The 21,386-nt window shown below is 75.1% G+C and carries 21 protein-coding genes; 9 read left to right on the forward strand and 12 right to left on the reverse strand.

Translation table 11 applies throughout. The features are described from left to right. The first annotated feature begins 103 nt into the window (after window positions 1-103). Both C5507_RS07665 and C5507_RS07670 read left to right on the forward strand, forming a co-directional pair. Window positions 104-724 (forward strand): hypothetical protein, encoded by a 621-nt coding sequence (locus C5507_RS07665; protein ID WP_104527944.1) that lies wholly within the window; start codon window positions 104-106, stop codon window positions 722-724. A gap of 132 nt (window positions 725-856) precedes the next feature. Then, complete coding sequence (locus C5507_RS07670) at window positions 857-1,477, forward strand: hypothetical protein (RefSeq protein ID WP_104527945.1); 621 nt, start codon at window positions 857-859, stop codon at window positions 1,475-1,477. A gap of 46 nt (window positions 1,478-1,523) precedes the next feature. Here C5507_RS07670 and C5507_RS07675 read toward each other — a convergent pair whose 3' ends face one another. From C5507_RS07675 to C5507_RS07700, 6 genes are all read right to left on the reverse strand, one after another. Beyond that, window positions 1,524-2,573: an acyl-CoA dehydrogenase family protein gene (locus C5507_RS07675; protein WP_104527946.1), complete on the reverse strand. Its 1,050-nt coding sequence runs from the start codon at window positions 2,571-2,573 to the stop codon at window positions 1,524-1,526. Continuing rightward, window positions 2,573-3,733, reverse strand: a complete 1,161-nt coding sequence (locus C5507_RS07680; protein ID WP_104527947.1) for an acyl-CoA dehydrogenase family protein — start codon at window positions 3,731-3,733, stop codon at window positions 2,573-2,575. The genes C5507_RS07675 and C5507_RS07680 overlap by 1 nt, the downstream gene beginning before the upstream one ends. A gap of 86 nt (window positions 3,734-3,819) precedes the next feature. Next, window positions 3,820-4,377 (reverse strand): GIY-YIG nuclease family protein, encoded by a 558-nt coding sequence (locus tag C5507_RS07685; protein ID WP_104527948.1) that lies wholly within the window; start codon window positions 4,375-4,377, stop codon window positions 3,820-3,822. Between the two features lie 28 nt (window positions 4,378-4,405). Continuing rightward, window positions 4,406-4,708, reverse strand: a complete 303-nt coding sequence (locus C5507_RS07690; RefSeq protein WP_104527949.1) for a hypothetical protein — start codon at window positions 4,706-4,708, stop codon at window positions 4,406-4,408. A 72-nt stretch (window positions 4,709-4,780) separates the two neighbouring features. Further along, entirely contained in the window at window positions 4,781-7,048 is a 2,268-nt protein-coding gene (locus tag C5507_RS07695; RefSeq protein ID WP_104527950.1) for a SpoIIE family protein phosphatase, read from the reverse strand. After that, window positions 7,045-7,845 carry an alpha/beta fold hydrolase gene (locus tag C5507_RS07700; RefSeq protein ID WP_104527951.1) on the reverse strand — a complete coding sequence of 267 codons (801 nt, stop codon included), beginning with the start codon at window positions 7,843-7,845 and terminating at the stop codon, window positions 7,045-7,047. The genes C5507_RS07695 and C5507_RS07700 overlap by 4 nt, the downstream gene beginning before the upstream one ends. Before the next feature lie 260 nt (window positions 7,846-8,105). Between C5507_RS07700 and C5507_RS07705 the strand changes: the two genes are divergently transcribed. Together C5507_RS07705 and C5507_RS07710 are read left to right on the forward strand one after the other, a co-directional pair. Further along, complete coding sequence (locus C5507_RS07705; protein WP_104527952.1) at window positions 8,106-8,867, forward strand: hemerythrin domain-containing protein; 762 nt, start codon at window positions 8,106-8,108, stop codon at window positions 8,865-8,867. 338 nt (window positions 8,868-9,205) lie between these two features. Beyond that, window positions 9,206-11,506, forward strand: coding sequence for a HelD family protein (locus tag C5507_RS07710; RefSeq protein WP_242611373.1), 2,301 nt, complete (start codon window positions 9,206-9,208; stop codon window positions 11,504-11,506). A gap of 17 nt (window positions 11,507-11,523) precedes the next feature. Here the strand turns inward: C5507_RS07710 and C5507_RS07715 are convergent, their stop codons facing one another. Genes C5507_RS07715 through C5507_RS07725 form a run of 3 tightly spaced genes read right to left on the reverse strand, consistent with a single transcriptional unit; the run spans window position 11,524 to window position 15,146 of the window. Then, window positions 11,524-12,753 (reverse strand): cytochrome P450, encoded by a 1,230-nt coding sequence (locus C5507_RS07715; RefSeq protein ID WP_104527953.1) that lies wholly within the window; start codon window positions 12,751-12,753, stop codon window positions 11,524-11,526. A gap of 42 nt (window positions 12,754-12,795) precedes the next feature. Next, window positions 12,796-14,430 carry an SIR2 family protein gene (locus C5507_RS07720; RefSeq protein WP_165400451.1) on the reverse strand — a complete coding sequence of 545 codons (1,635 nt, stop codon included), beginning with the start codon at window positions 14,428-14,430 and terminating at the stop codon, window positions 12,796-12,798. 53 nt (window positions 14,431-14,483) lie between these two features. After that, window positions 14,484-15,146 (reverse strand): hypothetical protein, encoded by a 663-nt coding sequence (locus C5507_RS07725; RefSeq protein WP_104527955.1) that lies wholly within the window; start codon window positions 15,144-15,146, stop codon window positions 14,484-14,486. A gap of 114 nt (window positions 15,147-15,260) precedes the next feature. Between C5507_RS07725 and C5507_RS07730 the strand changes: the two genes are divergently transcribed. Both C5507_RS07730 and C5507_RS07735 read left to right on the forward strand, forming a co-directional pair. Further along, window positions 15,261-16,112 (forward strand): DUF1206 domain-containing protein, encoded by an 852-nt coding sequence (locus C5507_RS07730; protein WP_104527956.1) that lies wholly within the window; start codon window positions 15,261-15,263, stop codon window positions 16,110-16,112. Beyond that, window positions 16,109-16,987, forward strand: a complete 879-nt coding sequence (locus C5507_RS07735) for a DUF1206 domain-containing protein (protein ID WP_104527957.1) — start codon at window positions 16,109-16,111, stop codon at window positions 16,985-16,987. Before C5507_RS07730 ends, C5507_RS07735 begins: the two co-directional genes overlap by 4 nt. A 3-nt stretch (window positions 16,988-16,990) precedes the next feature. Here C5507_RS07735 and fabG read toward each other — a convergent pair whose 3' ends face one another. The 3 genes from fabG to C5507_RS07750 form a co-directional block, all read right to left on the reverse strand. Continuing rightward, complete coding sequence (fabG, locus tag C5507_RS07740) at window positions 16,991-17,761, reverse strand: 3-oxoacyl-ACP reductase FabG (RefSeq protein WP_104527958.1); 771 nt, start codon at window positions 17,759-17,761, stop codon at window positions 16,991-16,993. A 44-nt stretch (window positions 17,762-17,805) separates the two neighbouring features. After that, on the reverse strand, window positions 17,806-19,017 hold the full coding sequence (locus C5507_RS07745) for an acetyl-CoA C-acetyltransferase (RefSeq protein WP_104527959.1): 1,212 nt from the start codon (window positions 19,015-19,017) through the stop codon (window positions 17,806-17,808). Between the two features lie 149 nt (window positions 19,018-19,166). Further along, window positions 19,167-19,544 (reverse strand): STAS domain-containing protein, encoded by a 378-nt coding sequence (locus C5507_RS07750; RefSeq protein ID WP_158657539.1) that lies wholly within the window; start codon window positions 19,542-19,544, stop codon window positions 19,167-19,169. Window positions 19,545-19,775: 231 nt separating this feature from the next. Here C5507_RS07750 and C5507_RS07755 point away from each other — a divergent pair, with 231 nt between their 5' ends. From C5507_RS07755 to C5507_RS07765, 3 genes are all read left to right on the forward strand, one after another. Further along, complete coding sequence (locus tag C5507_RS07755; protein ID WP_104527961.1) at window positions 19,776-20,117, forward strand: hypothetical protein; 342 nt, start codon at window positions 19,776-19,778, stop codon at window positions 20,115-20,117. Between the two features lie 244 nt (window positions 20,118-20,361). Beyond that, window positions 20,362-20,733: a hypothetical protein gene (locus tag C5507_RS07760; RefSeq protein WP_104527962.1), complete on the forward strand. Its 372-nt coding sequence runs from the start codon at window positions 20,362-20,364 to the stop codon at window positions 20,731-20,733. Window positions 20,734-20,928: 195 nt separating this feature from the next. After that, on the forward strand, window positions 20,929-21,360 hold the full coding sequence (locus C5507_RS07765) for an ATP-binding protein (protein ID WP_130504233.1): 432 nt from the start codon (window positions 20,929-20,931) through the stop codon (window positions 21,358-21,360). The last annotated feature ends 26 nt before the right edge of the window (window positions 21,361-21,386 follow it).

The raw sequence follows: 21,386 nt of genomic DNA on the forward strand, positions 1-21,386 counted from the left end.
ACCGGCACGCTCCGCACCGTTTCCTTCCCGCCCCGGCGGGAGGACAGTACGGAGGGCGGCGACGCCGACCAGGGCGCGCCGGCTCCCGGGAAGGAGACGTCCCATGCACGCTCGGTCCACCACCATCGTGGGCGACCCGCAGCGCCTCGACCCGGCCATCGACTACGTGCGGGACCGGGTGCTGCCCGAGGTGGCGGGCATGGAGGGCTTCGTCGGTCTGTCCATGCTGACCGACCGCCCGTCGGCATGCTGCATCACCACCACGGCGTGGGAGGACGCGGACGCCGTGCAGCGGAGCGCTCCCCATGTGCGGGTCCTGCGCCAGCGTCTCGCGGAGATCCTCCGCGGAGTGCCCCGCGTGGAGCGGTGGGAGATCGCCGTCCTGCACCGCCTACGGCCCACCGGCGAAGGAGCGTGCAGCCGGGTGGTGTGGACCCGTGGCGATCCGGCCCACACCGACCGCAGGATTCACGCCTTCCGCACCGGCGTCCTCCCGCAGCTGGAGGAGCTCCCCGGTTTCTGCAGCGTCAGCGTGCTGATCGACCGCCCCACCGGCCGGGCGGCCACCGCCGTCACCTACGCCAGCCGCGAGGCGATGACCGGTGCGAGCGAGCGGACCACCGCGATCCAGGACCGTTTCACCGAGGAGACCGGCCTCCGCGTCCGGCAGACCAGCGAGTACGACGTCGCCGTCGCCAAGCTGCGCGTCCCCGAGACCGTCTGAGAGCGACCGCCCGGTCCGAACAGCGGCGGAACCAGCGCGTCCGGAACCGTTCCCAAGCAGCCCGCCGGCGAGGACAGTGACAGGGGCGGCGACGCCGCCCGTGGCTCGCCTGCTCGCGAGAGGAACCGTCGCATGTACGCGCGCTCCACCACCATCTCCGGCAGCCCGCCGAACATCGACCGAGGCGTCGTCTACGTCCGGGACCGGGTGCTGCCCGCCGTCATGGGCATGGACGGCTTCATCGGCCTCTCCATGCTCGCCGACCGGCACTCCGGCCGCTGCATCGTCACCACCGCCTGGGAGGACAGCACCGCCCTCCACCGCAGCGCCGGCGAGGTCAAGGCCATGCGTGCCCGCGCCGCCGACATCCTGGGCGGCCCCGCCGTCGTCGAGGAGTGGACGATCGCCGTCCTCCACCGCCTGCACCCCGCTCCGGAAGGGGCCTGCGCCCGGGTCACCTGGACCCGCGGGCACCCCGACCGCCTGGACCGGATGACCGACGCCTTCGGCGTGAGCATCGTCCCGTGCCTGGAGGACATCCCCGGCTTCTGCTCGGTCAGCATGCTGGTGAACCCGCAGGACGGCCGCGCCACCACCGCCGTCACCTACGACAGCCGCGAAGCCCTCCAGCAGTCGCTCGACCGCGCCACCGAGCTGCGCCAGGAGTTCACCCGGCAGATGGGCGCCCAGGCGCTCGAGGTCGCCACCTTCGAACTCGTCGTCGCCCAGCTCCGGGTACCCGAGACCGTCTGACCGCGCGGGGCCGGCCGGGTTCCCCCGGCCGACCCCGGCACAGAGCTCAGACCACCCGGGTGAGCGCCGGCCAGAGCCCGTCCGGCCCGTCGGCCAGCAGCCCGGAGGCCAGCACCCGCGACCACACCAGCTCGCTGCCCGCCTCGTCCCGCCACGACCACAGCCGCCGCGTCAGGTGGTGCAGCTTGTGCTCCTGGGTGAAGCCGATCGCACCGTGCACCTGGTGCGCCAGCCGGGCGACCACCTCGACGGCCGCCCCTGCCCGCACCTTCGCCGCCGCAGCGGCCAGCACGACGTCCGCCGACCCGTGCGCCAGCGCCTGCACGGCGGCGTCGGTCAGCGCCGTCACCGCCACCACCTCGCCGGCCATCTCGGCCAGCTCCATCTGGATCGCCTGGAACTTGCCGAGCGGACGGCCGAACTGGTGCCGCTCCCCCGCGTACTGCACCGTCCACGCCAGCACCTGCTCCAGCGCCGCGCCCAGCTGCACCGCCCGCGCCAACGCGAACCCGGCCCGCAGCTCCCGCGCCTGCCCCTCGGTCAGCGGCGCCACCGCGGCGGGCGTCGCTTCCAGCGTCAGCGAGCCCCGCGGCTCACCGGCGAGGTTGAACGCACCCGACACGGGCAGCCCCGACGTCGGCAGGAGCGCCAGCGCCGCGCCGTCCGGACCGGTCACCAGCAGCGCGACGTGCGCCGCCACCCCGGCCCACGAGACGTCGGCCGCGGTGCCGGTCAGGGTCCAGCCGTCCCCCGACGACGTCGCCGTCACCGGGTCGGCGATCCCGAAGGTCAGCGGCTCCTCGATCGGCGGCAGGATCAGCCCGGCCGCGATCACCGCGGGCCCGGCCACCAGCAGCTGCTCGGCCACCGGCACCGCCGCGGCACCCGAGGCCAGCGTCCGCACGATCGCCACGGCGTCGGCCAGCTCGCCCCCGGAGCCACCGGCCTCCTCCGGCAGCCCCACGCCGGTGAGCCCCGCCTCGGCCAGCGCCGACCACAGGCCCTCGTCCCACCGGCGCGCGGGCGTCAGCACGAACGGCTCGTGCCCGGACAGGATGTCCCGGACCGTCTCGACCACCAGGTCCTGATCAGCCATCAGCGCAGCCCCAGCCCTCGCGCCACGATCCCTCGCAGGATCTCGTTCGTCCCGCCCCGCAGCGTGAAGCCGGGCTGGTGCAGCTGTGCCTCGGCCAGCGCCCGCGCCAGCGGGTCCGGTGAGTCCAGCGACGGCATCACGTCGGCCACCCGCCGCACCTCCTCGATGACGTCGGCCTCGAACGTCGTCCCGACGTCCTTCACCAGCGCCGCCGGGATGTTCGGCAGCTCGCCGCGGTCCAGCGCGGCCGCGATCCGCAGCGACATCTGCCGCAGCGCCAGCACCCGCGCCGACAGCCGGCCGAGCACCGCCAGCTGCGCCGGGTCGCCGGAGTCGACGACCCGACGTCCGAACTCGGCGATCAGTGGATATGTCGACAGGAACCGCTCCGGCCCCGACCGCTCGAACGCCAGCTCCGCGGTGACCTGGTGCCAGCCGTTGCCCTCCTCACCCAGCAGCATGTCGCCGGGGACGACGACGTCGTCGAAGACCACCTCGTTGAAGTGGTGGCCGCCGTCGAGGATGCGGATCGGGTTGACCGTGATGCCCGGCAGCGACAGGTCGATGAGCAGCTGCGACATGCCGGCGTGCCGGTTCGAGGGGTCCGACGGCGAGGTGCGGACCAGCACGATCCCGTAGTGCGACTCGTGTGCGTTCGACGTCCACACCTTGGCGCCGTTGACCACCCAGTCGCCGTCGCCGTTGCGCACCGCCTTGGTGCGGATCGACGCGAGGTCGGAACCCGAGTCGGGCTCGCTCATCCCGATGACGAAGTAGCACTCGCCGCGCACGATGCGCGGCAGGATCTCCTGCCGCTGCTTCTCCGTGCCGTAGGTGAGCAGGTTCGGCCCCGACTGCCGGTCGGCGATCCAGTGCGCGGCCACCGGTGCACCGGCGGCCAGCAGCTCCTCGGTGACGGCGTAGCGCTCCATCGCCGACCGCTCGTGGCCGCCGTACTCCTTCGGCCAGGTCATCCCGAGCCAGCCGCGCTCGCCCAGCTTCCGGGAGAACGACGGGTCGACGCCGGACAGCCAGGTGTCCACGTGCGTGGTGAACGTGCCCGCCGCCAGCTCGTCGGCGAGGAACTCGCGCACCTCCGCCCGCACCCGCTCCGCGGCATCGGACCGTGGCGCGGGCGCCAGGACCAACGAGTTGCTCATGCGACTCCCCACGTCGAGATGGCCGTGCTCTCCCGCCGTTGTACACGGGCACCGCTCCGGAGCCGGCGGGCGGGCACCCGCGCCGGTCACCCCGGGCGGGCCGACGCCGTCCAGCGGGCCCGGGCCTCCCGGACGACGGCGTACAGCGCGTGGGCCCGGTTGTCGGCCTGGTTCAGCGGCGGCGCGAGCTGCTCGATGATCCCGGCCTCGACCTCCCACGGCGCCGGGTGCACCGCCCAGGTGAGCGACAGGTGCTCGCGCATCCACGCCGTCAGCCGCTGCTCGTCGGCCGGTTCCAGCACCGTCCGGCTGGTCCAGCGGGTCCGGTACCCCTGGTCGTCGGTGAGCAGCGCCGCCAGCGACCGCAGGAGGGTCGAGCTGCCGGTGTTGCCGCCCGCGTGGTTACCGAGCACCCGGCTGCGCAGCCTCGCCCGGGACGACGCCCGGCTCGGTGCGATGCCCACGTAGATCAACTCGAGCCGACCCTCGGGATGCGCCGGGCCAGTGATGCCCGGGAGCGTGCCCGGCCGCGCCCACCACGCGTAGAGACCCGGTTCCGCCGGTACCCCGCCCTGCTCGGCCGGCCCCGCGGCGCCCGGCAGGCCCATCGGCGTCCGCACCAGCAGATCGATGACGTCGTCCATCAGCCGGACCCTAGTCAGGGCGGCGCGGTCAGTCCTCCGGAGGATCCGAGGGCGAGCCGCGGGTGAGTGCGCGGAGTTCGGTGGCGACGTCGGCGGCCACGGTGCCGAGCGAGGTGAGGGCGTCGGACACCAGCCGCCGCACGCCCAGCACGTCCAGGCCGAGCGCACTGCCCACGCCGGCCCCGGAGTCCACCCCGCCCAGCTCGCCGCCGGCCGGCGCGCGCTCCGCGAGATCGGGTGACCAGCGCATCGCGTCGCCCGACATCGACCAGTCACCGGTCGCCCCGTCGATCGCCTCGGCGACCGGGTTCACACGAGCCGAAGAATCCATGACCGCCTCCCACCGGAGTCGGATCCATGGTGACCCCAAACCGCCCAGCCCGGTAGCGGGACCGCCCTCGGCTCAGGTCCGGGTCAGGGCGAGCAGCGCGATGTCGTCGGCCCGGTGCGCCCCCGCCAGCTCCGACAGCAGCCGGTCGCACAGCGCGTCCGGGTCGGCCGAGCAGGCCCGGCGGGCCACCTCCAGCAACCGGTCCATCCCCGCATCGATGTCGGCGTCCCGGCTCTCCACCAGCCCGTCGGTGAAGAGCACCAGGGTCGCCCCCATCGGTAGGACGCCCACCCACTCCTGGACCGGGCCCTCGGCCGCGGGGGCACCCAGCATCCGGGTCGGCCGCACCGGCAGGAACTCCGCCGAGCCGCCCCCGCACAGCACGGGCGGCAGGTGCCCGGCCGACGCCAGCCGCAGCTCCCCCGACGCCGGATCCAGCAGGCCGAAGAGCACCGTCGCCATCCGCTGCAGCTCGAACAGCTCCCAGTTGCTCTGCAGCCGCTCGATCAGCGCGGCGGGCGACAGCCGGTCGGCCATCTGCGCGCGGCAGACGCTGCGCAGCTGCCCCATCGTGGCGGCGGCGGTGATGTCGTGCCCGACCACGTCGCCCACCAGCAGACCGACGAGGTCCCCGGGCAGCCGGACGACGTCGTAGAAGTCCCCGCCCACGTCCACGCCCTGGGTCGCAGCCACGTAGCGCACCGACGTCCGCAGGCCCGGTACCTGCGGCGGCCGCGGCGGCAGCAGGCTCTCCTGCAGGGTGTGCGATGTCTGCTCGGCGAACTCGAACCGCCGCGCCTTGTCCACCACCTGCGACAGGTGCAGGGCCAGTTGCTCGGCCACCTCCACGTCTGCCGCGGTGAACGGCTCGCGCTCCCGGTCGGTGGCCAGGGTGATGACGCCGAGGCGCCGCCCCTCGGTCAGCATCGGCACGCTCACCACCGAGCCGATGTCCAGCTGTCGCACGATGTCCCGGTGGTCCCCGGCGAGGGTCATGGCCTCCAGCCGCGTCTCGTCCACGTCGCGCACCCACTGCGTGCGCCGCTCCCGCAGGGCGCGCACCCCCGGATGCCCCGGCGCCTGACCTGCCAGCTGCTTCTCGCGCAGCACGTCCAGGAGCGGCTGCCGGGCGGGATCGCGGTGGCGGACGGCCGGCCGGGTCAGGCCGTGCTCGGTGACCAGGTCGATGAGGCAGACGTCGGCCAGCCGGTCGACCGCCAGCGCCGCGAGCCGCTCCATCGTGTCCTCGACGCCGGCGGCCCCGGCCATCAGCCGCGCGGCCTCCAGCAGGAACGCGGACCGTTCCGCCTGCCGCATCGACTCCTCCTGCAACCGCGCCCGCTCCAGCGCCTGGCCCGCCTGCCGGCCCAGCGTGTACAGCAGGTCGACCAGCGACGTCGCCATCTGCCGGCGCTGGCCCGGCTCCTCCAGGCTGATCAGCTGCCCGGGAGCGCCCTCCCCCAGCGCCAGCACCAGCACACCCAGCCGCTTGCTGTCGGCAGCCACCGGCACGATGACCAGTTCGTTCGTCCCTCCTTCGGCCATCGCTGCGGCGAGCTCTGGCTGGCCCGCCCGCAACCGGGGGTCCAGCACGATCGACCGCACGCCCTGCGCCATCTCCAGCGCCAGCCGGCTGCCCGCCGCCTCCCGCAGCCGCCGCAGCAGGTCGCGGGACAGCCCCTCGGCCCGCACCGGCCGCAGCGCCGGCAGCTCGCGGGGGTCGTCGGCCTCCCCGTGCACCAGCACCAGCGCCGCGCCGTGCGCCTTCAGCGCCGCCCGGCTGCGCTGCACGATGACCGTCGCCACGTCCTCGACCGTGGTCGCCGCCGCCAGGTCGAACACGACCTTCTGCACCGTGCGCGAGCGCCCCTCGGACTCCTCGGCCAGCCGCTGCGCGGCCAGCAGCTCCCGCTCGTAGCGCCGGCGCGCGGTCGCCTCGAACAGGGTGGCGCGCACCAGCAGCGGCCGGCCGTCGGCGTCCCGCAGCTCGACGGCGTTGAGCAGGCAGGGCAGCAGCGACCCGTCCACCCGCTGGATGTCGATGGCGATCTCCCGCACCGCGCCCTGCATGCGCAGCAGCGGCACCATGTGGGTCTCGTGGAAGACCCGGCCGCCCACGCTCAGCAGGTCCTGGAAGCGGCTGTTCATCAGGTCGTCGGGCAGCCGGCCGGTCCAGGCGCAGAACGTCCGGTTCACCTTGACGATCCGGCCGTCGGGCAGCGTGGAGAGGTACCCCATGGGCGCGTTCTCGTAGAGATCGGCCGGGTCGTCCTCCAGCAGCCGGTCCAGGGAGGCCGAGGAGGAGGCGGCGCCCGGGTCGACCGGGCCGGCGCCGCTCATCGGCTCAGGAAGTCACGGATGGCGGCCGCCGTCTCCTCCGGTGCGGACAGCTGCGGCACGTGCCCGGTGGCCGCCAGCCGCACCAGCTCGCTGCCCCCGATGCGCGAGTGCACGTACACGCCCACGCTGTCCGGTGCGATCGCGTCGGCGCTGCACTGGAGCACCAGCGTCGGCACCGCGATGCCGTCGAGGTCGCCGCGGTTGTCCGACAGGAAGGTCACCCGCGCGAACTGCCGGGCGATGTCCGGTGCGGTGCGGCAGAAGCTGTTGGTGAGCTCCTCGGCCAGCTCCGGCCGGTCAGGGTTGCCCATGATCACCGGCGCCATCTCCGCCGACCAGCCGAGGTGGTTGCTGTCCAGCGCGTCGAGCAGGCCGACGATGTCGGTGCGGCTGAACCCGCCCACGTAGTCGCCGTCGTCGACGTACCGGGGGTTCGGGCCGATCATCACCAGCGCGCCGAACAGCTCCGGCGCCCGGTGGTAGGCCAGCACGCCGATCATCGCGCTCACCGAGTGGCCGACCAGGACGACGTCGCTCAGGCCCAGCTCCCGGCAGATCTCCACGACGTCGCAGGCATACCCGTCGAGGGAGGCGTACTTCTCGTGGTCGTAGGCCGACAGGTCCGAGCGCCCGGAGCCGACGTGGTCGAACAGCACGACCTTGTGGTCGCGCTCGAACTCCGGGGTCACCAGGCGCCACATGGTCTGGTCGCAGCCGAAGCCGTGGACGAACACGAGGGGGCGACCGGACGGCACGCCACAGACGGTCACCCGGTTGCGGAACACGACGCTCCCCATCCACCCGACCGTAGTGGACCGTCCGCCCGCTGTCGCCGCTCCCGGCGCCCGCTCCGGAACTGGTCCGCACGGCGTCCGGAGCCACGCCGGCTCACCCACGGTCACCTCGGGACGACGTCGTGACGCGGACCCGCCGGGCCGCACCGAGGCCCGCCCGCACCGACCCGGAAACCGGTGTCCGCCGCGGCGCCGCCGGTCCTACCCTCCCCGGCATCCCGCTCCACCGCGAGCACCCGGCCCGACCGCCCACGAGGTGCGCCATGACCGCTACCGCGGTCCGCTCCTTCTCCCCGACAGTCCCCCGCCCGCGGCGCCCCGTCGACGCGGCCCCCGTCAGCACCGCGGCACCGGTCCGGAGCCGCGCCGCGGCCTACCAGCGGGTGCTGCACCAGCTGGTGCGCCGCGAGCTGCGCACGCTGGCCGACCTCGCCGGCTGGGCGCCCGACGGCGAGTGCGCGCGCACCGGGACGCTGGGCTGCCACGCCGGGCTGGTCTCCCGCGTGCTGCTGCACCACCACGCGGTCGAGCGGGAGGCGCTCTGGCCGGCCCTGCTGCGCGCCGTCCCCGACGCCGAGCGCGCCGCCGCCGAGACCGCGGTCTCGGAGTGGACCCTCGCCTGCTCCCGGATCGACGCCCGGCTGCGCGATCTGGACACCACCGCCCGGCAGTGGGCCGTCGCCGGTACCGCTCCGGCCCGCCTCGCCTTCGCCCGCGCCTGCCGGGCCCTCGCCGACGACGTCGACGCGCAGACCACCGCGGAGGAGGAGACCCTGCTCCCCCTGCTCGACCGGCACCTGACCGACGCCGGGTGGACGGCGATCAGCCGGACCGTGCGGTGCGGGCTGCCGGCGCGCCAGCGGCTGCTGGTGCTCGGCCTCGCCCTCGAGGACGCCTGCGCCGGCGACCGCGCCCGGCTGCTGCACGGCGTGCCCCGCGGCACCCGGCTGGCGTGGCGCCTCTACGGCGAGGGCCGCTTCCGGGCCAGCGTCGTCCGGCTGCGCGGCGCCCCGCCGGCGGCGTGACCGGCGGTCAGTAGCGGGAGGTCCCGCAGTCCCGGCACCGCTTGCGCGCGGTCGTCACCTCGTGCCGGCAGTTGTCGCAGACCCACGTGGTCCGCTCCTTCGTCGTCGTGCTCATGGCGATCTCCCCTCGGGTCACTGGCTCATGCGGAACGCTAGGAGCCGGATGTGTCCCCGAGGTGTCCCCTCCGTGTACTTCTCGACGCCGACCCGCGGCGTCGACGTGGCCGGTGCCACCCGGGTCGCGGGTGACACGGACGGGAAGATCCGCGCAGGATGGGCAGTTGCGCCGCGGGCGCGATCCACCCGTACCCCGGTGAAAGCGATGGGCTTTGTCGACAGTGCGAGACCCCGACCCGCAGGACGCCGAGCTGGCGGCCGAGCAGGCCTACGTGGGCGGACTGCACCGCCGGCTGGACGAGCTGCGCGCCCGCACCGTCGCGCGCCTCTCCGACGCCCTGGCCCTGGTCCCCCACAACCCGCAGGCCATCGGCGAGCGCGACGCCGCGGTGGAGCTGCACGCCCAGCGCATCGTCGCCCTCGACGCCGCCGACCACGGGCTGTGCTTCGGCCGGCTGGACCGGCACGACGCCGAGGTGCCCCGCTACATCGGCCGGATCGGCCTCAACACCGAGGACGGCCGCGAGGAACCGCTGCTGGTCGACTGGCGCGCCCCCGCCGCGCAGCCCTTCTACACCGCCACCCCGTTGCACGACCTCGGCGTCCGCCGCCGCCGGCACCTGCGCACCCGCGGCCGGACCGTCGTCGGCCTGACCGACGAGACCCTCGACCTCTCCGACCCCGACCTCGCGCAGCGGTCCGGGCTCGCCGGGGAGTCGGTGCTCCTGGCCGCGCTGAACGCCACGCGCACCGGTCGGATGAGCGACATCGTCCGCACCATCCAGGCCGAGCAGGACCGGATCATCCGTGCCGACCACCGCGGCGTCCTGGTCGTGCAGGGCGGCCCGGGCACCGGCAAGACCGCCGTCGCCCTGCACCGCGCCGCCTACCTGCTCTACACCCACCGCGAGCGGCTGGCCCGCAGCGGCCTGCTGATCGTCGGCCCCTCCCCCACCTTCCTCGGCTACATCGCCGACGTGCTGCCCTCCCTCGGCGAGACCGGCGTCGTGCTCACCGACCTCGGTGGGCTGCGGCCCGGCCTGGACGCGCACGCCCAGGAGGCGCCGAAGGTCGCCGAGGTCAAGGGCCGCCCGGCGATGGTGCGGGTCGTCGCGACCGCCGTGCGCGACCGCCAGGCGGTGCTCGACAAGCCCGTCGTGCTGACCGTCGACGGCACGCCGATCCGCTTCGCCAAGGCCGATGCCGCCCAGGTGCGCAGCCGCGCGCGGGGGGCGTCCCGGCTGCACAACGAGGCCCGTCCGGCCGCCGTCCGCGCGGTCATCGACATCGTCGCGCGCAAGTACGCCGACAAGCTGGGCGAGAACGTCCTCGGCGGCGCCAACCTGATGGGCCCCGAGGACGTCGCCGCCCTGCGCCGCGAGGTCGCCACCGAGCCGGCCGTGCACGCGCTGGCCGACCGGCTCTGGCCGCGGCTGACCGCCGAGCGGCTGATCGGCGAGCTGTTCTCCTCCCGCCGGCGGCTGGAGTCGGCCACCAAGGGGTGGAGCGGGACCGACCGCGAGCTGCTGCTCCGCCCGGCCTCGGCCCCGTGGACCCCCGCCGACGTGCCGCTGCTCGAGGAGGCCGACGAGCTGCTCGGCGTCGACGACTCCGCCGAGCGCGACCGGGAGCGCCGCGAGCGGCAGCGCCGGCTGCGGCACGCGCAGGAGACCCTCGACCTGCTGCACGGTTCCCGCTCCACCGACTGGGAGACCGAGGACGAGTCCGAGGAGCTGTCGGCCGGCGACCTGCTCGACGCCGAGGGCCTGGCCGGGCGGCACGAGGAGCGCGACAGCCGGTCGACCGCCCAGCGGGCCGCGGCCGACCGCACCTGGACCTACGGGCACGTCATCGTCGACGAGGCGCAGGAGCTCTCCTCGATGGCCTGGCGGGTGCTGCTCCGCCGGATCCCCACCCGCTCGATGACCCTGGTCGGCGACGTCGCCCAGACCTCCACGCTGGCCGGCGCCACCAGCTGGCGGGAGGTGCTCGAGCCGCACCTCGGCAGCACCTGGCGCCTGGAGGAGCTCACCGTCAACTACCGGACGCCGGCCGAGATCATGGCCGTGGCCGCGGACGTGCTGGCCGCCGGCGGCGCCGCCGCATCGGCCGCGGAGTCGGTGCGCTCCACCGGCGAGCTGCCGTGGTCGCACCAGGTGACCGAGGACGGGTTCACCGGCGCCGTCGCCGCGGCGGCTGCGGAGTACGACGCCGAGGACGGCACGCTCGCCGTCATCGTCCCGTTCAGCCGGCTGGACGCCGTCACCGCCGCGGTCCGGCAGGCCCTGCCCTCGGCGTCCGGCGACGGCGACCTGACCAGCGGCCCCGTGGTCCTCACACCCGAGGGCAGCAAGGGCCTGGAGTTCGACTCGGTGCTGGTCGGCGACCCCGTCGGGATCATCGCCGACGGCGTGCGCGGGCACAACGACCTCTACGTGGCGCTCACCCGGGCCACCCAGCGGCTCGGCGTCGTGCACCCCGGCGAGCTCCCGCCGGAGCTCAAGGGCCTCGACCCGCGCTGAGCCGGTGCCCGCGGTCTTCAGACGGTGCTGTTGACCCGGAGGACGACACCACTCCTCGGCCTGGCGGGGATGCGGTGCAGCGCGATGGTCAGGTCCTGCTCCGGCGCCTCCCAGTCCAGCCGGGCCAGCCGGACCGCCAGCGCGGACAGCAGCGCGACGGTGATCTGCTCGCCCGGGCAGCGGTGGTTGGTGCGCGGGTCGCCGCCGCCCTGCGGCACCAGCTCGAACTCGCCGATCTCGCGGTCCAGGAAGCGCTCGGGCCGGAAGGCGTAGGGGCTGTCCCACAGCTCCGGGTCGTGGTTCTGCCCGTAGAGGTCCAGCAGCACCATGGCGTTCTTCGGGATCTTCTCCCCGCCGAACTCCAGCTGCTGCGGCGCCCGGCCACCGATGAACGGCGCGAACGGGTAGAACCGGCGCACCTCGTGCGCCCACGCCTCCGCGAACGCCGGGTCCCCGCCGGCCAGCCGCTCCCGGTACTGCGGCCAGCGGATCAGCGCGTGCCCGGAGAACGCCATGAACCAGGCGACCGCCGTCGTCGGCCGGATGATGTTGAGCAGCTCCACCGCGGCCACCCGCGCCGAGAGCTGCGTGCCGTCGGCGTCCCGGTGCTTCGAGACGACGTCGACCGCCGACCCCTCCGGCACACGCGTGACGCCGCTGCGCACGTCGTGCACCAGCTCGGTCAGCCACCGCTGCCGGCGGCCACGGGCCCGCCGCGCCCGGACGTGCCGCGGACCGCCGGTGGCGAAGCCGTCGACCATCGCGACCAGGTCGCGGGCCAGCGACGGCACCTCGTCGTCGCGCAGCGGGATCCCGGTCCACCGGGTCACCGCACCGGCGATCACCTGCGCCGACTCACCCATGAGCACCACGAACGGCCGGCGCGTCCACTCCGGCACCGCGTCGTCCCAGGCGCTCGTGGTGCGCTGCACCAGCGAGGCGATGCCGTCCTCGCGCATCAGCAGCGAGACGAACATGGCCTTGCGCACCCGGTGCACCTCGCCGTCGAGGGTGTGCACCGCCCCCTTGCCGAACAGCGTGCCCTGCACCGGCTCGGGGATGGCGTGCGAGCGCCGCACGTGGTCCTCGTCGTAGAGGAACCGCGCCGCCTCCGGGCCCTCGATGCCGACCGCCGGCAGCCCACCGAGCCGCACACCCACCGCACGGCGCCCGGTGCGGCGGCGAACGTCGGGCAACCAGGCGTAGCCCTTGGCCAGCAGCGTGAGGCCGTTCTCGAGACGAGGCATGGTCCGCTCGTGCCCACCCGCCCCGGTGGGCAATCCCGCGGATCAGCCCGGCCGCTGCTCCTGGGGCCGGTCGTCCCGGGAGCGGGTCGCCGCATCGACCGGCCGGTCGTCCCCCTCGCCGGCCGACCCGCCGTGCCCCAGCCGGCGGAGCAGGCCGGCCACCTCCAGGGCGGCGGTGCTGGCCGCGTCCTCCGGCAGCGCGTCGACGACGCCGCCCAGCGCCTGCGCGAGCGCCTGCTCCTCCTCGTTCAGCATCCCGCGGTAGGCCGGGTCCAGGAGGTAACCGGTCGGCGGGGTCGACAGGCAGCCGATCAGGTCCAGGAGCACCTCCAGCCGCCGGGCCGCCTCGGCCGGGGAGTCGTCCCCGGCGCCCATCGCCACCGTCTCGACATCCTGCTCCCACAGCCGCGCGCGGGCCGGGTCCTCCCGCAGCGCCAGCACCGTGCCGGTGCGCCGTGCCGTGCCCGAGCCCTGGGTCTGCAGCGCGGTGCGCACCTGGTGGGCGATCCGGATCAGGTCGTCGTCGAGCATCGAGGTGCCCACGAACAGCACGTGCCGGGTGAGCAGCAGCGAGTGCAGCACCCCGGCCAGCGCGGCCCCGGTGTTGCCGAACTGCAGGTACTCCTCGCGGGTCAGCACCACGCTCTCCGGGTGCGCGGCGTCGCCGTGCAGCTTGAGCAGCCACGGTGCCCCCGGCTCGGCCTCGTCGCAGGGCAGCACCTTCACCTGCCGGCCGATGTCCGTGGCCGCCAGCTCCACCAGCGGGTCGTAGTTGGTGGTGACGAACTCCTGCACCGGCAGGTCGGCGATCAGCGCGTGCGCCAGCGCGTACGGGCCAGGACCGAACCGCTCGGCCACGAACGCCTCGAGCTTCTCGGAGCCGAGCTCCCGCGCCAGCAGCGCCGCCGAGTCCTGCGGCGGCAGCCGGGACAGCCCCGCCCGCAGGGCGTCGTCCAGCCCGGACCTGCCGGCCAGCTCGTCGACCAGCTGCTCCCAGGTGGGCAGCCCGGCCGCCGCGCTCACCCCGGCGCCGATGAACAGGGCCAGCTGCCCGCGCCGGGCCCGCTCCCCCAGCTGCTCGGCCAGCTCGCGCAGGTGGCCGGGCAGGTCCCAGCCGCTCTCCTGGCCGCGGCGCACCCGCTGGGCCGCCGCCAGGTCGCTGGGCCCGCGCAGCACCAGCGCGACGTCGAACCCGTGCTCGTCCGCCGCCTCCCGCAGCACCGGCAGCAGCTCCCGCAGGAGCGCGCCGCGCTGACCCGCCGCACCACCGGCGCCGCGCTGACCCGCCGCACCACCCCAGCCGGTGCCCAGCGCCGGCAGCCCGACCAGCCGCCGGGCCCGCCCGTGCACCGGCTCGACGACCTCGCGGCAGGCCACCGCGGCCAGCGCCTCGCGCACGCCCTCGAGCAGCCACGGCAGCCCGCGGCCGCGGTCGTCGACGGTGTCGACCAGCCAGGCGCGGCGCAGGCCGCTGCCCGGCACCTCGAGCACCCGCTCGCCGTCGGCCCACGACAGGTCGATGCAGTCGCCCTCGGCCTGCTCGTCGACGACGAGCTCGGGCGGCAGCAGCGGCCGCCAGCCGCGCGCCACCCGCAGGGACCGGTCGGTGGGCACCAGGACGTCGTCGCACGACAGCCGGGTGAGGTCCGCCCCGACGACGAACACGTGTCCGCTCACCGCAGGCCCTTACCCAGGGCCCGCGGCTCATGCGCCCGGTCAGCGCGAGGAGGTCAGGAGCCGCAGCCTCCGGCGCCGCACGCGCAACCGCCGCAGCCCGGGCGCACCGGCGCGGGAGCGGGCGTCGCGGCGATCGTGCGCAGGTTCACCGCGCCGATGAGCAGCGGGAGCCCGAGGACGGCGATGCCGAGCGCAGCCACCACCGTGGCCAGCCCCTCGGCCCGCTCCCAGTCCTGCGCCAGGCCGGTGACGACCAGCAGCGCCGTGACCAGCAGCGACCAGACCAGCAGCGCCTGCCCACCGCGCCGGGCGGTCCCGCCACGGGCGAGCAGCCCGGCCGACACCACGAGCAGCGCCACGGGCACCCCCACCAGCAGCACCGTGGCCGACAGCGCGGCCGCCGCCACGGCCACGGCCAGGGCGGCCACCCCGGCTCCGACGGCGACGGCGCCCAGCGTTCTGGCCCGCCCGGCGAGCTCCCCGGCCACGGCGCCCGAACCCGCGCCGCGCAGCAGCAGCGCACCGCGGACGGCCAGGAACAGGCCCAGCGCACCCAGCAGCAGCCGCGCGCCGGCGGGCTCCCAGGCGACGGCGAGCACGGCGACGGCGATCATCGCGACGCCCAGCGCCAGCCAGCGGGGCCAGGTGCGCCGCGCCACGTCAGGGGTCGCCATCCCCGCGGTGGTCGCCGACAGGATTCCGGTTGCGTTCGCCACGAACCCAGTCTCCCTCACCCGCGCCACCGACCGGGGAGGCACCGCACCCCGGCCCGTGCCACGCTCATCCATCACAGGCGCTCCAACGCAGGGGCGAGGGCAGGAGGCACCGAGATGAGCGTGCGGAACAGCGCCGGATCGGCGATGGGTGCGGCCGGCCGGGCCGGCAACAGCGACGCCCTGGAGCACCTGGCCCGGGTCGGGTTGGTCGCCTACGGGCTGGTGCACCTGCTCATCGCCTGGTTGGCGCTCCAGCTCGCGTGGGGCAGGGCCGGGCAGGAGGCCGACCAGTCGGGCGCGCTCGCCACGCTCGCCCAGCAGCCGCTCGGCAAGCCGCTGCTGTGGGTGCTCGCCGTGGGTCTGCTCGCGCTGGCGCTGTGGCAGGCCGCGGAGATCCTGCGGTGGCGGCACGGCTGGTCGGCGAGCGGGGAGACACGGACCAAGGCGCTGGAGAAGACCGGCAAGTCGGCGGTCAAGACGGTGATCTACCTGGCGCTCGCGGTGCTGGCGTTCCGCTACGCCACCGGGACCGGGCAGAGCAGCGGCTCCAGCACCCCGCAGCAGACCGCGGCGGGCGTCTTCGGCTGGCCCGGCGGGCGCTGGCTGGTCGGTGCGATCGGGCTGGTCGTCGTCGGGGTCGGCGCCTACCACGTCTACAAGGGCGTCTCGAAGCGCTTCCTCAAGGAGATCGACCTGGCCGGCTGCTCGGGCCGGACCACCCGGACGGTCACCCGGCTGGGCCAGGTCGGCTTCCCCGGCAAGGGCGTCGCCCTCGGCCTGATCGGCGGGCTGCTGGTCTGGTCGGCGATCACCTTCGACGCGTCCAAGGCCGACGGCCTCGACGGCGCCCTGAACCTGGTGCTCAGCGTCCCTGCCGGGCAGGTCCTGCTCACGCTGATCGCCCTCGGGATCGCCGCGTTCGGGGCGTTCTGCTTCGTCCGCGCCCGGTACCCCGAGCGCACGTGAGCCCACCGGCGCCGACGGCCCGGTCGCTCGCGCACCGGCTGCACGACCTCGTCGACCGGGCCCGCCGGGTCACCGACTCCCCGTGGCTCAGGCACCTGGCCCGCGCCGGGCTCATCGCCTACGGGGCCATGCACCTGCTCATCGCCGTGCTGGCGCTGCGCATGGCGCTCGGTCTGCGCGGCGCCGACGCCGACCAGACCGGCGCGCTGCTCACCGTCGCGAACGGACCCGGCGGGCGGCTGCTGCTGGTCGCCATCGGGCTCGGCATGCTCTCGCTGGCCCTCTGGCAGGCGGCGGAGGTGCTGCTCTGGTGGCACGGGCTGCTCGATGCCGACCACCGGGTGCGCACCGCCGTCGTCTGCGCCAAGTGCCTGGCCAAGGGCGCGGTGTACGGCTTCCTCGGGCTGACCGCGCTGCTGTTCTCCTTCGGCCTGGAGTACGAGGCCGACGAACGGCTGCGCGACCTCACCGAGGAGACCCTGCTGATCCCCGGCGGGGCGCTGCTCATCGGCACGGTCGCCGCCGGGGTCGTGGCCGTCGGCATCTACACCTTCGTGCGGGGCTGCACCGGGGGCTTCATGCGCGACATCGACCTGCCCGCCGCCCCCGACCGCTGGGAGCCGGTGATCGAGGGCATCGGCCGCTTCGGCTACCTGGCCAAGGGCATCGCGTTCGGGCTGGTCGGCGTCCTGCTGTGGCGGGCGGCCGGCTCCGCCGACGTCTCGACCGCCACCGGGCTGGACGGCGCCATGACGGCGATCGCCGGGGTGCAGGCCGGGCCGTGGCTGCTCGCCGGTGTCGCGGCCGGGTTCGCCGCGTTCGGGGTCTACGCCCTGGCCCGCGCCCGCTACCCCGACCGCGACCCGTCGCAGTGAGGACTAGGTGCGCGGGCCGCCGGCGACGTAGATGACCTGGCCGGAGACGAAGCCGGCGCCCTCGCTCACCAGGAACGACACAGTGTGCGCGATGTCCTCGGGCACCCCGGCGCGGGCGACCGGGATCGCCGCAGCCCGCTTGGCCACGTAGGACTCCCACTCCTCGCCGATCCGCTCGGCGGTGGCCCGGGTCATCTCGGTCTGGATGAAGCCCGGAGCGATCGAGTTCGCCGTGACGCCGAACTTGCCGAGCTCGATCGCGAGGGTCTTGGTGAAGCCCTGCAGACCCGCCTTGGCCGTCGCGTAGTTGGCCTGCCCGCGGTTGCCCAGCGCCGACGTGCTGGACAGGTTCACGATCCGGCCGAACTTCGCCTCGATCATGTGCTCCTGCGCCGCGCGGGTCATCAGGAACGAGCCGCGCAGGTGCACGCGCATGACGACGTCCCAGTCCACGTCGCTCATCTTGAACAGCATGTTGTCGCGGGTGACGCCGGCGTTGTTCACCAGCACCACCGGCGGCCCCAGCTCGTCGGCGATGCGGCCGACCGCCGCCTGCACCTGCTCGGCGTCCCCGACGTCGGCCCCGACGGCCAGCGCCCGACCGCCGGCGGCCTCGATCGCCTCGACGGTGCCGCGGGCGTCGTCCTCCCGCAGGTCGATCACCGCGACGGCGAAGCCGTCCTGCGCCAATCGCAGGGCGGTCGCCGCACCGATGCCGCGCGCGGCACCGGTGACGATCGCGACGCGCGGCGAACCGTTCGGGGAGGTGGACATGCGGGGGCGCTCCTCGGCTCGGGGACGATCGGGGGGAGTCTCGCTCACACCCGCTCGAACAGCGCGGCGAGCCCCTGCCCGCCGCCGATGCACATGGTCTCCAGGCCGTAGCGGGCGTCCCGGCGGTCCATCTCGCGCAGCAGCGTGGCCAGGATGCGTCCACCGGTGGCGCCGACCGGGTGCCCCAGCGAGATGCCCGAGCCGTTGACGTTGGTGCGCTCCCAGTCGGCGTCGGTGAAGCCCCACTCCTTGGCGACGGCGAGCACCTGGCTGGCGAAGGCCTCGTTGAGCTCGATCAGGTCGACGTCGGAGAGCTTCACGTCGGCCAGCGCGAGCGCCTTCGCCGTGGCCGGCACCGGGCCGATGCCCATGGTCTTGGGCGGCACGCCGCCGATGCCGAAGGACACCAGCCGCGCCAGCGGGCGCAGCCCCAGCTCGGCGGCCTTCTCCGGGTGGGTGACGATCGCGACGGCGGCGCCGTCGTTCTGGCCGGAGGCGTTGCCCGCGGTGACCGTGGCGTCGGGGTCCTTCTTGCCCAGGATCGGGCGCAGCTTGGCGAGGGTCTCCACCGAGGAGTCGGGGCGGATGTGCTCGTCGCGGTCGACGACGGTCTCGCCCTTCCGGTGCTGCACCGTCACCGGGACGATCTCGTCGGCGAACCGGCCCTCGGCGCTGGCGGCCGCGGCCCGCTGGTGGCTGCGGACCGCGTACTCGTCCTGCTCCTCGCGGCCGATGCCGTACTCGCGGCGCAGGTTCTCGGCGGTCTCGAGCATGCCGCCGGGGACCGGGTGGTTCTGCCCGCCGGCGGTGACCCGGCCGCGGGCCAGGCCGTCCTCCAGCAGCACGCCCGGGCCGGGCTTGACGCCCCACCGCATGGCCGTCGAGTAGAACGGCGCGTTGCTCATCGACTCCGCGCCGCCGGCGAGCACGACGTCGGAGGCGCCGGACTGCACCTGCATGGCCGCGTAGACGACCGCCTGCAGGCCCGAGCCGCAGCGGCGGTCGATCTGCAGACCGGACGCCGTCACCGGCAGGCCGGCGTCGAGGGCCGCCACCCGGCCGAGCGCCGGCGCGTCCATCGTCGGATAGCAGTGGCCGAGCAGCACGTCGTCCACCGACTCCGGCGGCAGGCCGGTGCGCTCCATCAGGGCACGGATGACCGTGGCCGCGAGCTCCTGGACGGGGACGTCGCGCAGCGAGCCCCCGAACCCCCCGACCGGCGTCCGAAGGGGCTCGCAGATGACCGCATCCCGCACGGTGGTCCTCCTCGTTGCTCCGCCTCCGCCGGCCCCGGTCGGGACCGGTCGTGCTGAGCCCGAGTCTGCCCCGCCGGTGCGGGCGCCGCGCGGAGTGGCCCCCCGGCCGGCGCTCCCGCGGTCGCTCGCCGGGGCTGCGGAGGGGTGGATCAGAAGGTGGGCTGCTCCACGCGCTCGCCACCGAGCAGGTCCCACAGCCCGGTGATCTGCATCGGGCGGATGACGGAGCGGGTGGCGGCGAGGACGCGGATGCGGACCTGCCCGCCGGAGAGGCGGTGCACCGTGGCGAGCGCGCACAGGCCGGCGGAGTCCAGGAACGTGACGCCGGTCAGGTCGATGACCAGCGATCGCGCGCCGGCGTCGAGGAGCTGCTCGAGACGGCCCTGGAGGTGCGGCGCGGTGGTGCAGTCGATCTCGCCGGTGGCGACCAGGCACGGCGTCGCGGCGGAGCCGGAGACGGCCAGCGTGACCAGGCCGTGGTCGGCGAACTCGGGGGTGTACGGACGGTCGAGCGAGGATGCGGTCACGGAATTGCCTCTCGGGCGGACCCGGACCAGTGAGCCTGCGGACGCGAACGACACGACGACCAGCACTGGCAAATCACGGCTGCTGTTCAACCGACCCCTCCGACCGTAGGCACCCGTCGCCCGGCACGCAAGGGGCGGCCCATCACGACGGGGGACGGAACAGTGCCGGTGAGACCAGTGTTACGGCGCTCTCCGGCGGAGTCGTCGCGGGCGCGAGGAGATACTGGTGCCGTGACCCAGGAGAGCTCGCCGACCCGCCGCACGTCCCCCCTGCTCGCGGTGGGCGTCGTCGTCGGTCTCGCCGTCGCGGCCGGCACCTTCTGGGTCCTGGACACCATCCTCGCCGCCTTCGTCGCGATCGTTCTCGTGGTCGGGCTGGCGATGGCCGTCGCCGCGCACGACTGGGACCGGCACGCCTCCTTCGAGGAGCGCGAGCTCGCCCGCGCCCGCAAGCGCGCCGAGAAGTGGGAGCGCGACGCCCCCGCCCGGGCCCGCGACCGCGCCAAGTGGGAGGCCCACCAGGCGCGCAAGGCGGGCAAGGCCGGCACGACAGGCACGGACGGCCCTCGGTAGCACGGCCGCCGGTGGCCACGTCCCGCGTAATCCGCTCGACGCCCGGCCGCGCCCGGCCTAGCGTCCCCTGCCATGCGGTACTTCGTGCGGCTTCGCACTCTTTCGAGCTGATCGCGCCGCGGGGCGGTACCCCCACCCCGCCGTCAGCGCCCCGGTCGGATCCCGGGCGCCCGCTCCCCCACGTCCCGTCCGGGCCTCGTCGTGCCCGCGGACGCCCCGCACACGTCCTCGCCGGAGGCACCCCTTGTCACGCCCTGCCCCGCTTCCCGCCGGTCCCGCCGCCGACGCCCGCGCCACGCTCCCCGAGGCGGAGACGACGGCGTTCGACCGGCTCGCGCACGCCGTCCTCGCCTCGCCGTCGGCCCCGCTCGGGCCGGTGCTGCGCGCGCGGCTGCCCGGGACGGCCGGCGTCCGCTGGCTGCGCCAGGAGAACCTGCCCCCCACCGCGCGGCCCGCCGCGCTCACCGCCGCGCAGTGGCTGTCGCTGTTCGGCTGCTGGACGTCGGCGTCCCGCGCGCCCGGGTCCGGCGGTGCCGCGGCCCGCAGGAACGGCGGCCGGCCCTCCACCCACGGGCACGCCCCCGGCGCCGCGGCGATCCCCCGCTGGGGCCAGTAGCGCCCTCCGCCGGGGACCGCGACCACCCGGCGCAGCTGCTCCCGCCGCTGCGCCGGGTGACCCCCGCGCCCGCTCCGCGCAACTCGCCGACGGCCGTCCTCCTCCGGGTGAGACGAGGGTTCGACCGGTCCCGCAACGGGCACGGGGTTGCGCAGTGGTGTCGGCGAGCAGTGCTGGCATGGGAAGGCGGTGGCGGTGACGCTCTGGCAGCGCGCGCGTCCTGCGCACGCCTTCGGGGAGATGTGGTGCCAGGAGCTCACCGCGCTGAGCCAGCTCGCCGCGCTGCGGGCCCGGCTGCGCACGTCGATGACCGGCAGCCCCGTCGTGGAGCGTCCCGAGCGGGACCACTGGTCCGAGCGGCTGGTCCTCATCGCCGACGAGCTGACCTCCAACGCCCTGCGGCACGGGGGCGCCCCGGTCGCCGCCGTCCTGGGCCGGCGGGGCGACGCCTGGCTGATCGCGGTCCGCGACTCCGCTGCCGACGTCGCGCCGGTCCCGGCGAAGGGGCGCGACCCGGCCCGGGGCGGGTTCGGGCTCTACCTCGTCGCCGACCTGTCCTCGTCGCACGGCTGGTTCACCGAGCGCGGCACGAAGACCGCCTGGGCGGTCGTCGACGGCTCCTCCTAGGCGGCCCACCCCCGACCGGGCGACCC

It is taken from the genome of Blastococcus saxobsidens (genome assembly GCF_002938435.1).
GTDB classification, from domain to species: domain Bacteria; phylum Actinomycetota; class Actinomycetes; order Mycobacteriales; family Geodermatophilaceae; genus Blastococcus; species Blastococcus saxobsidens.

What these genes read in the sequence shown, in the direction of transcription:
- C5507_RS07675 (WP_104527946.1), bottom strand. Translation starts at nt 2,573, where the DNA reads ATGGCTGATCAGGACCTGGTGGTCGAGACGGTCCGGGACATCCTGTCC.
- C5507_RS07680 (WP_104527947.1), bottom strand. Translation starts at nt 3,733, where the DNA reads ATGAGCAACTCGTTGGTCCTGGCGCCCGCGCCACGGTCCGATGCCGCG.
- C5507_RS07670 (WP_104527945.1), top strand. Translation starts at nt 857, where the DNA reads ATGTACGCGCGCTCCACCACCATCTCCGGCAGCCCGCCGAACATCGAC.
- C5507_RS07705 (WP_104527952.1), top strand. Translation starts at nt 8,106, where the DNA reads ATGACCGCTACCGCGGTCCGCTCCTTCTCCCCGACAGTCCCCCGCCCG.
- C5507_RS07690 (WP_104527949.1), bottom strand. Translation starts at nt 4,708, where the DNA reads ATGGATTCTTCGGCTCGTGTGAACCCGGTCGCCGAGGCGATCGACGGG.
- C5507_RS07700 (WP_104527951.1), bottom strand. Translation starts at nt 7,845, where the DNA reads ATGGGGAGCGTCGTGTTCCGCAACCGGGTGACCGTCTGTGGCGTGCCG.
- C5507_RS07715 (WP_104527953.1), bottom strand. Translation starts at nt 12,753, where the DNA reads ATGCCTCGTCTCGAGAACGGCCTCACGCTGCTGGCCAAGGGCTACGCC.
- C5507_RS07665 (WP_104527944.1), top strand. Translation starts at nt 104, where the DNA reads ATGCACGCTCGGTCCACCACCATCGTGGGCGACCCGCAGCGCCTCGAC.
- C5507_RS07685 (WP_104527948.1), bottom strand. Translation starts at nt 4,377, where the DNA reads ATGGACGACGTCATCGATCTGCTGGTGCGGACGCCGATGGGCCTGCCG.
- C5507_RS07695 (WP_104527950.1), bottom strand. Translation starts at nt 7,048, where the DNA reads ATGAGCGGCGCCGGCCCGGTCGACCCGGGCGCCGCCTCCTCCTCGGCC.
- C5507_RS07730 (WP_104527956.1), top strand. Translation starts at nt 15,261, where the DNA reads ATGAGCGTGCGGAACAGCGCCGGATCGGCGATGGGTGCGGCCGGCCGG.
- fabG (WP_104527958.1), bottom strand. Translation starts at nt 17,761, where the DNA reads ATGTCCACCTCCCCGAACGGTTCGCCGCGCGTCGCGATCGTCACCGGT.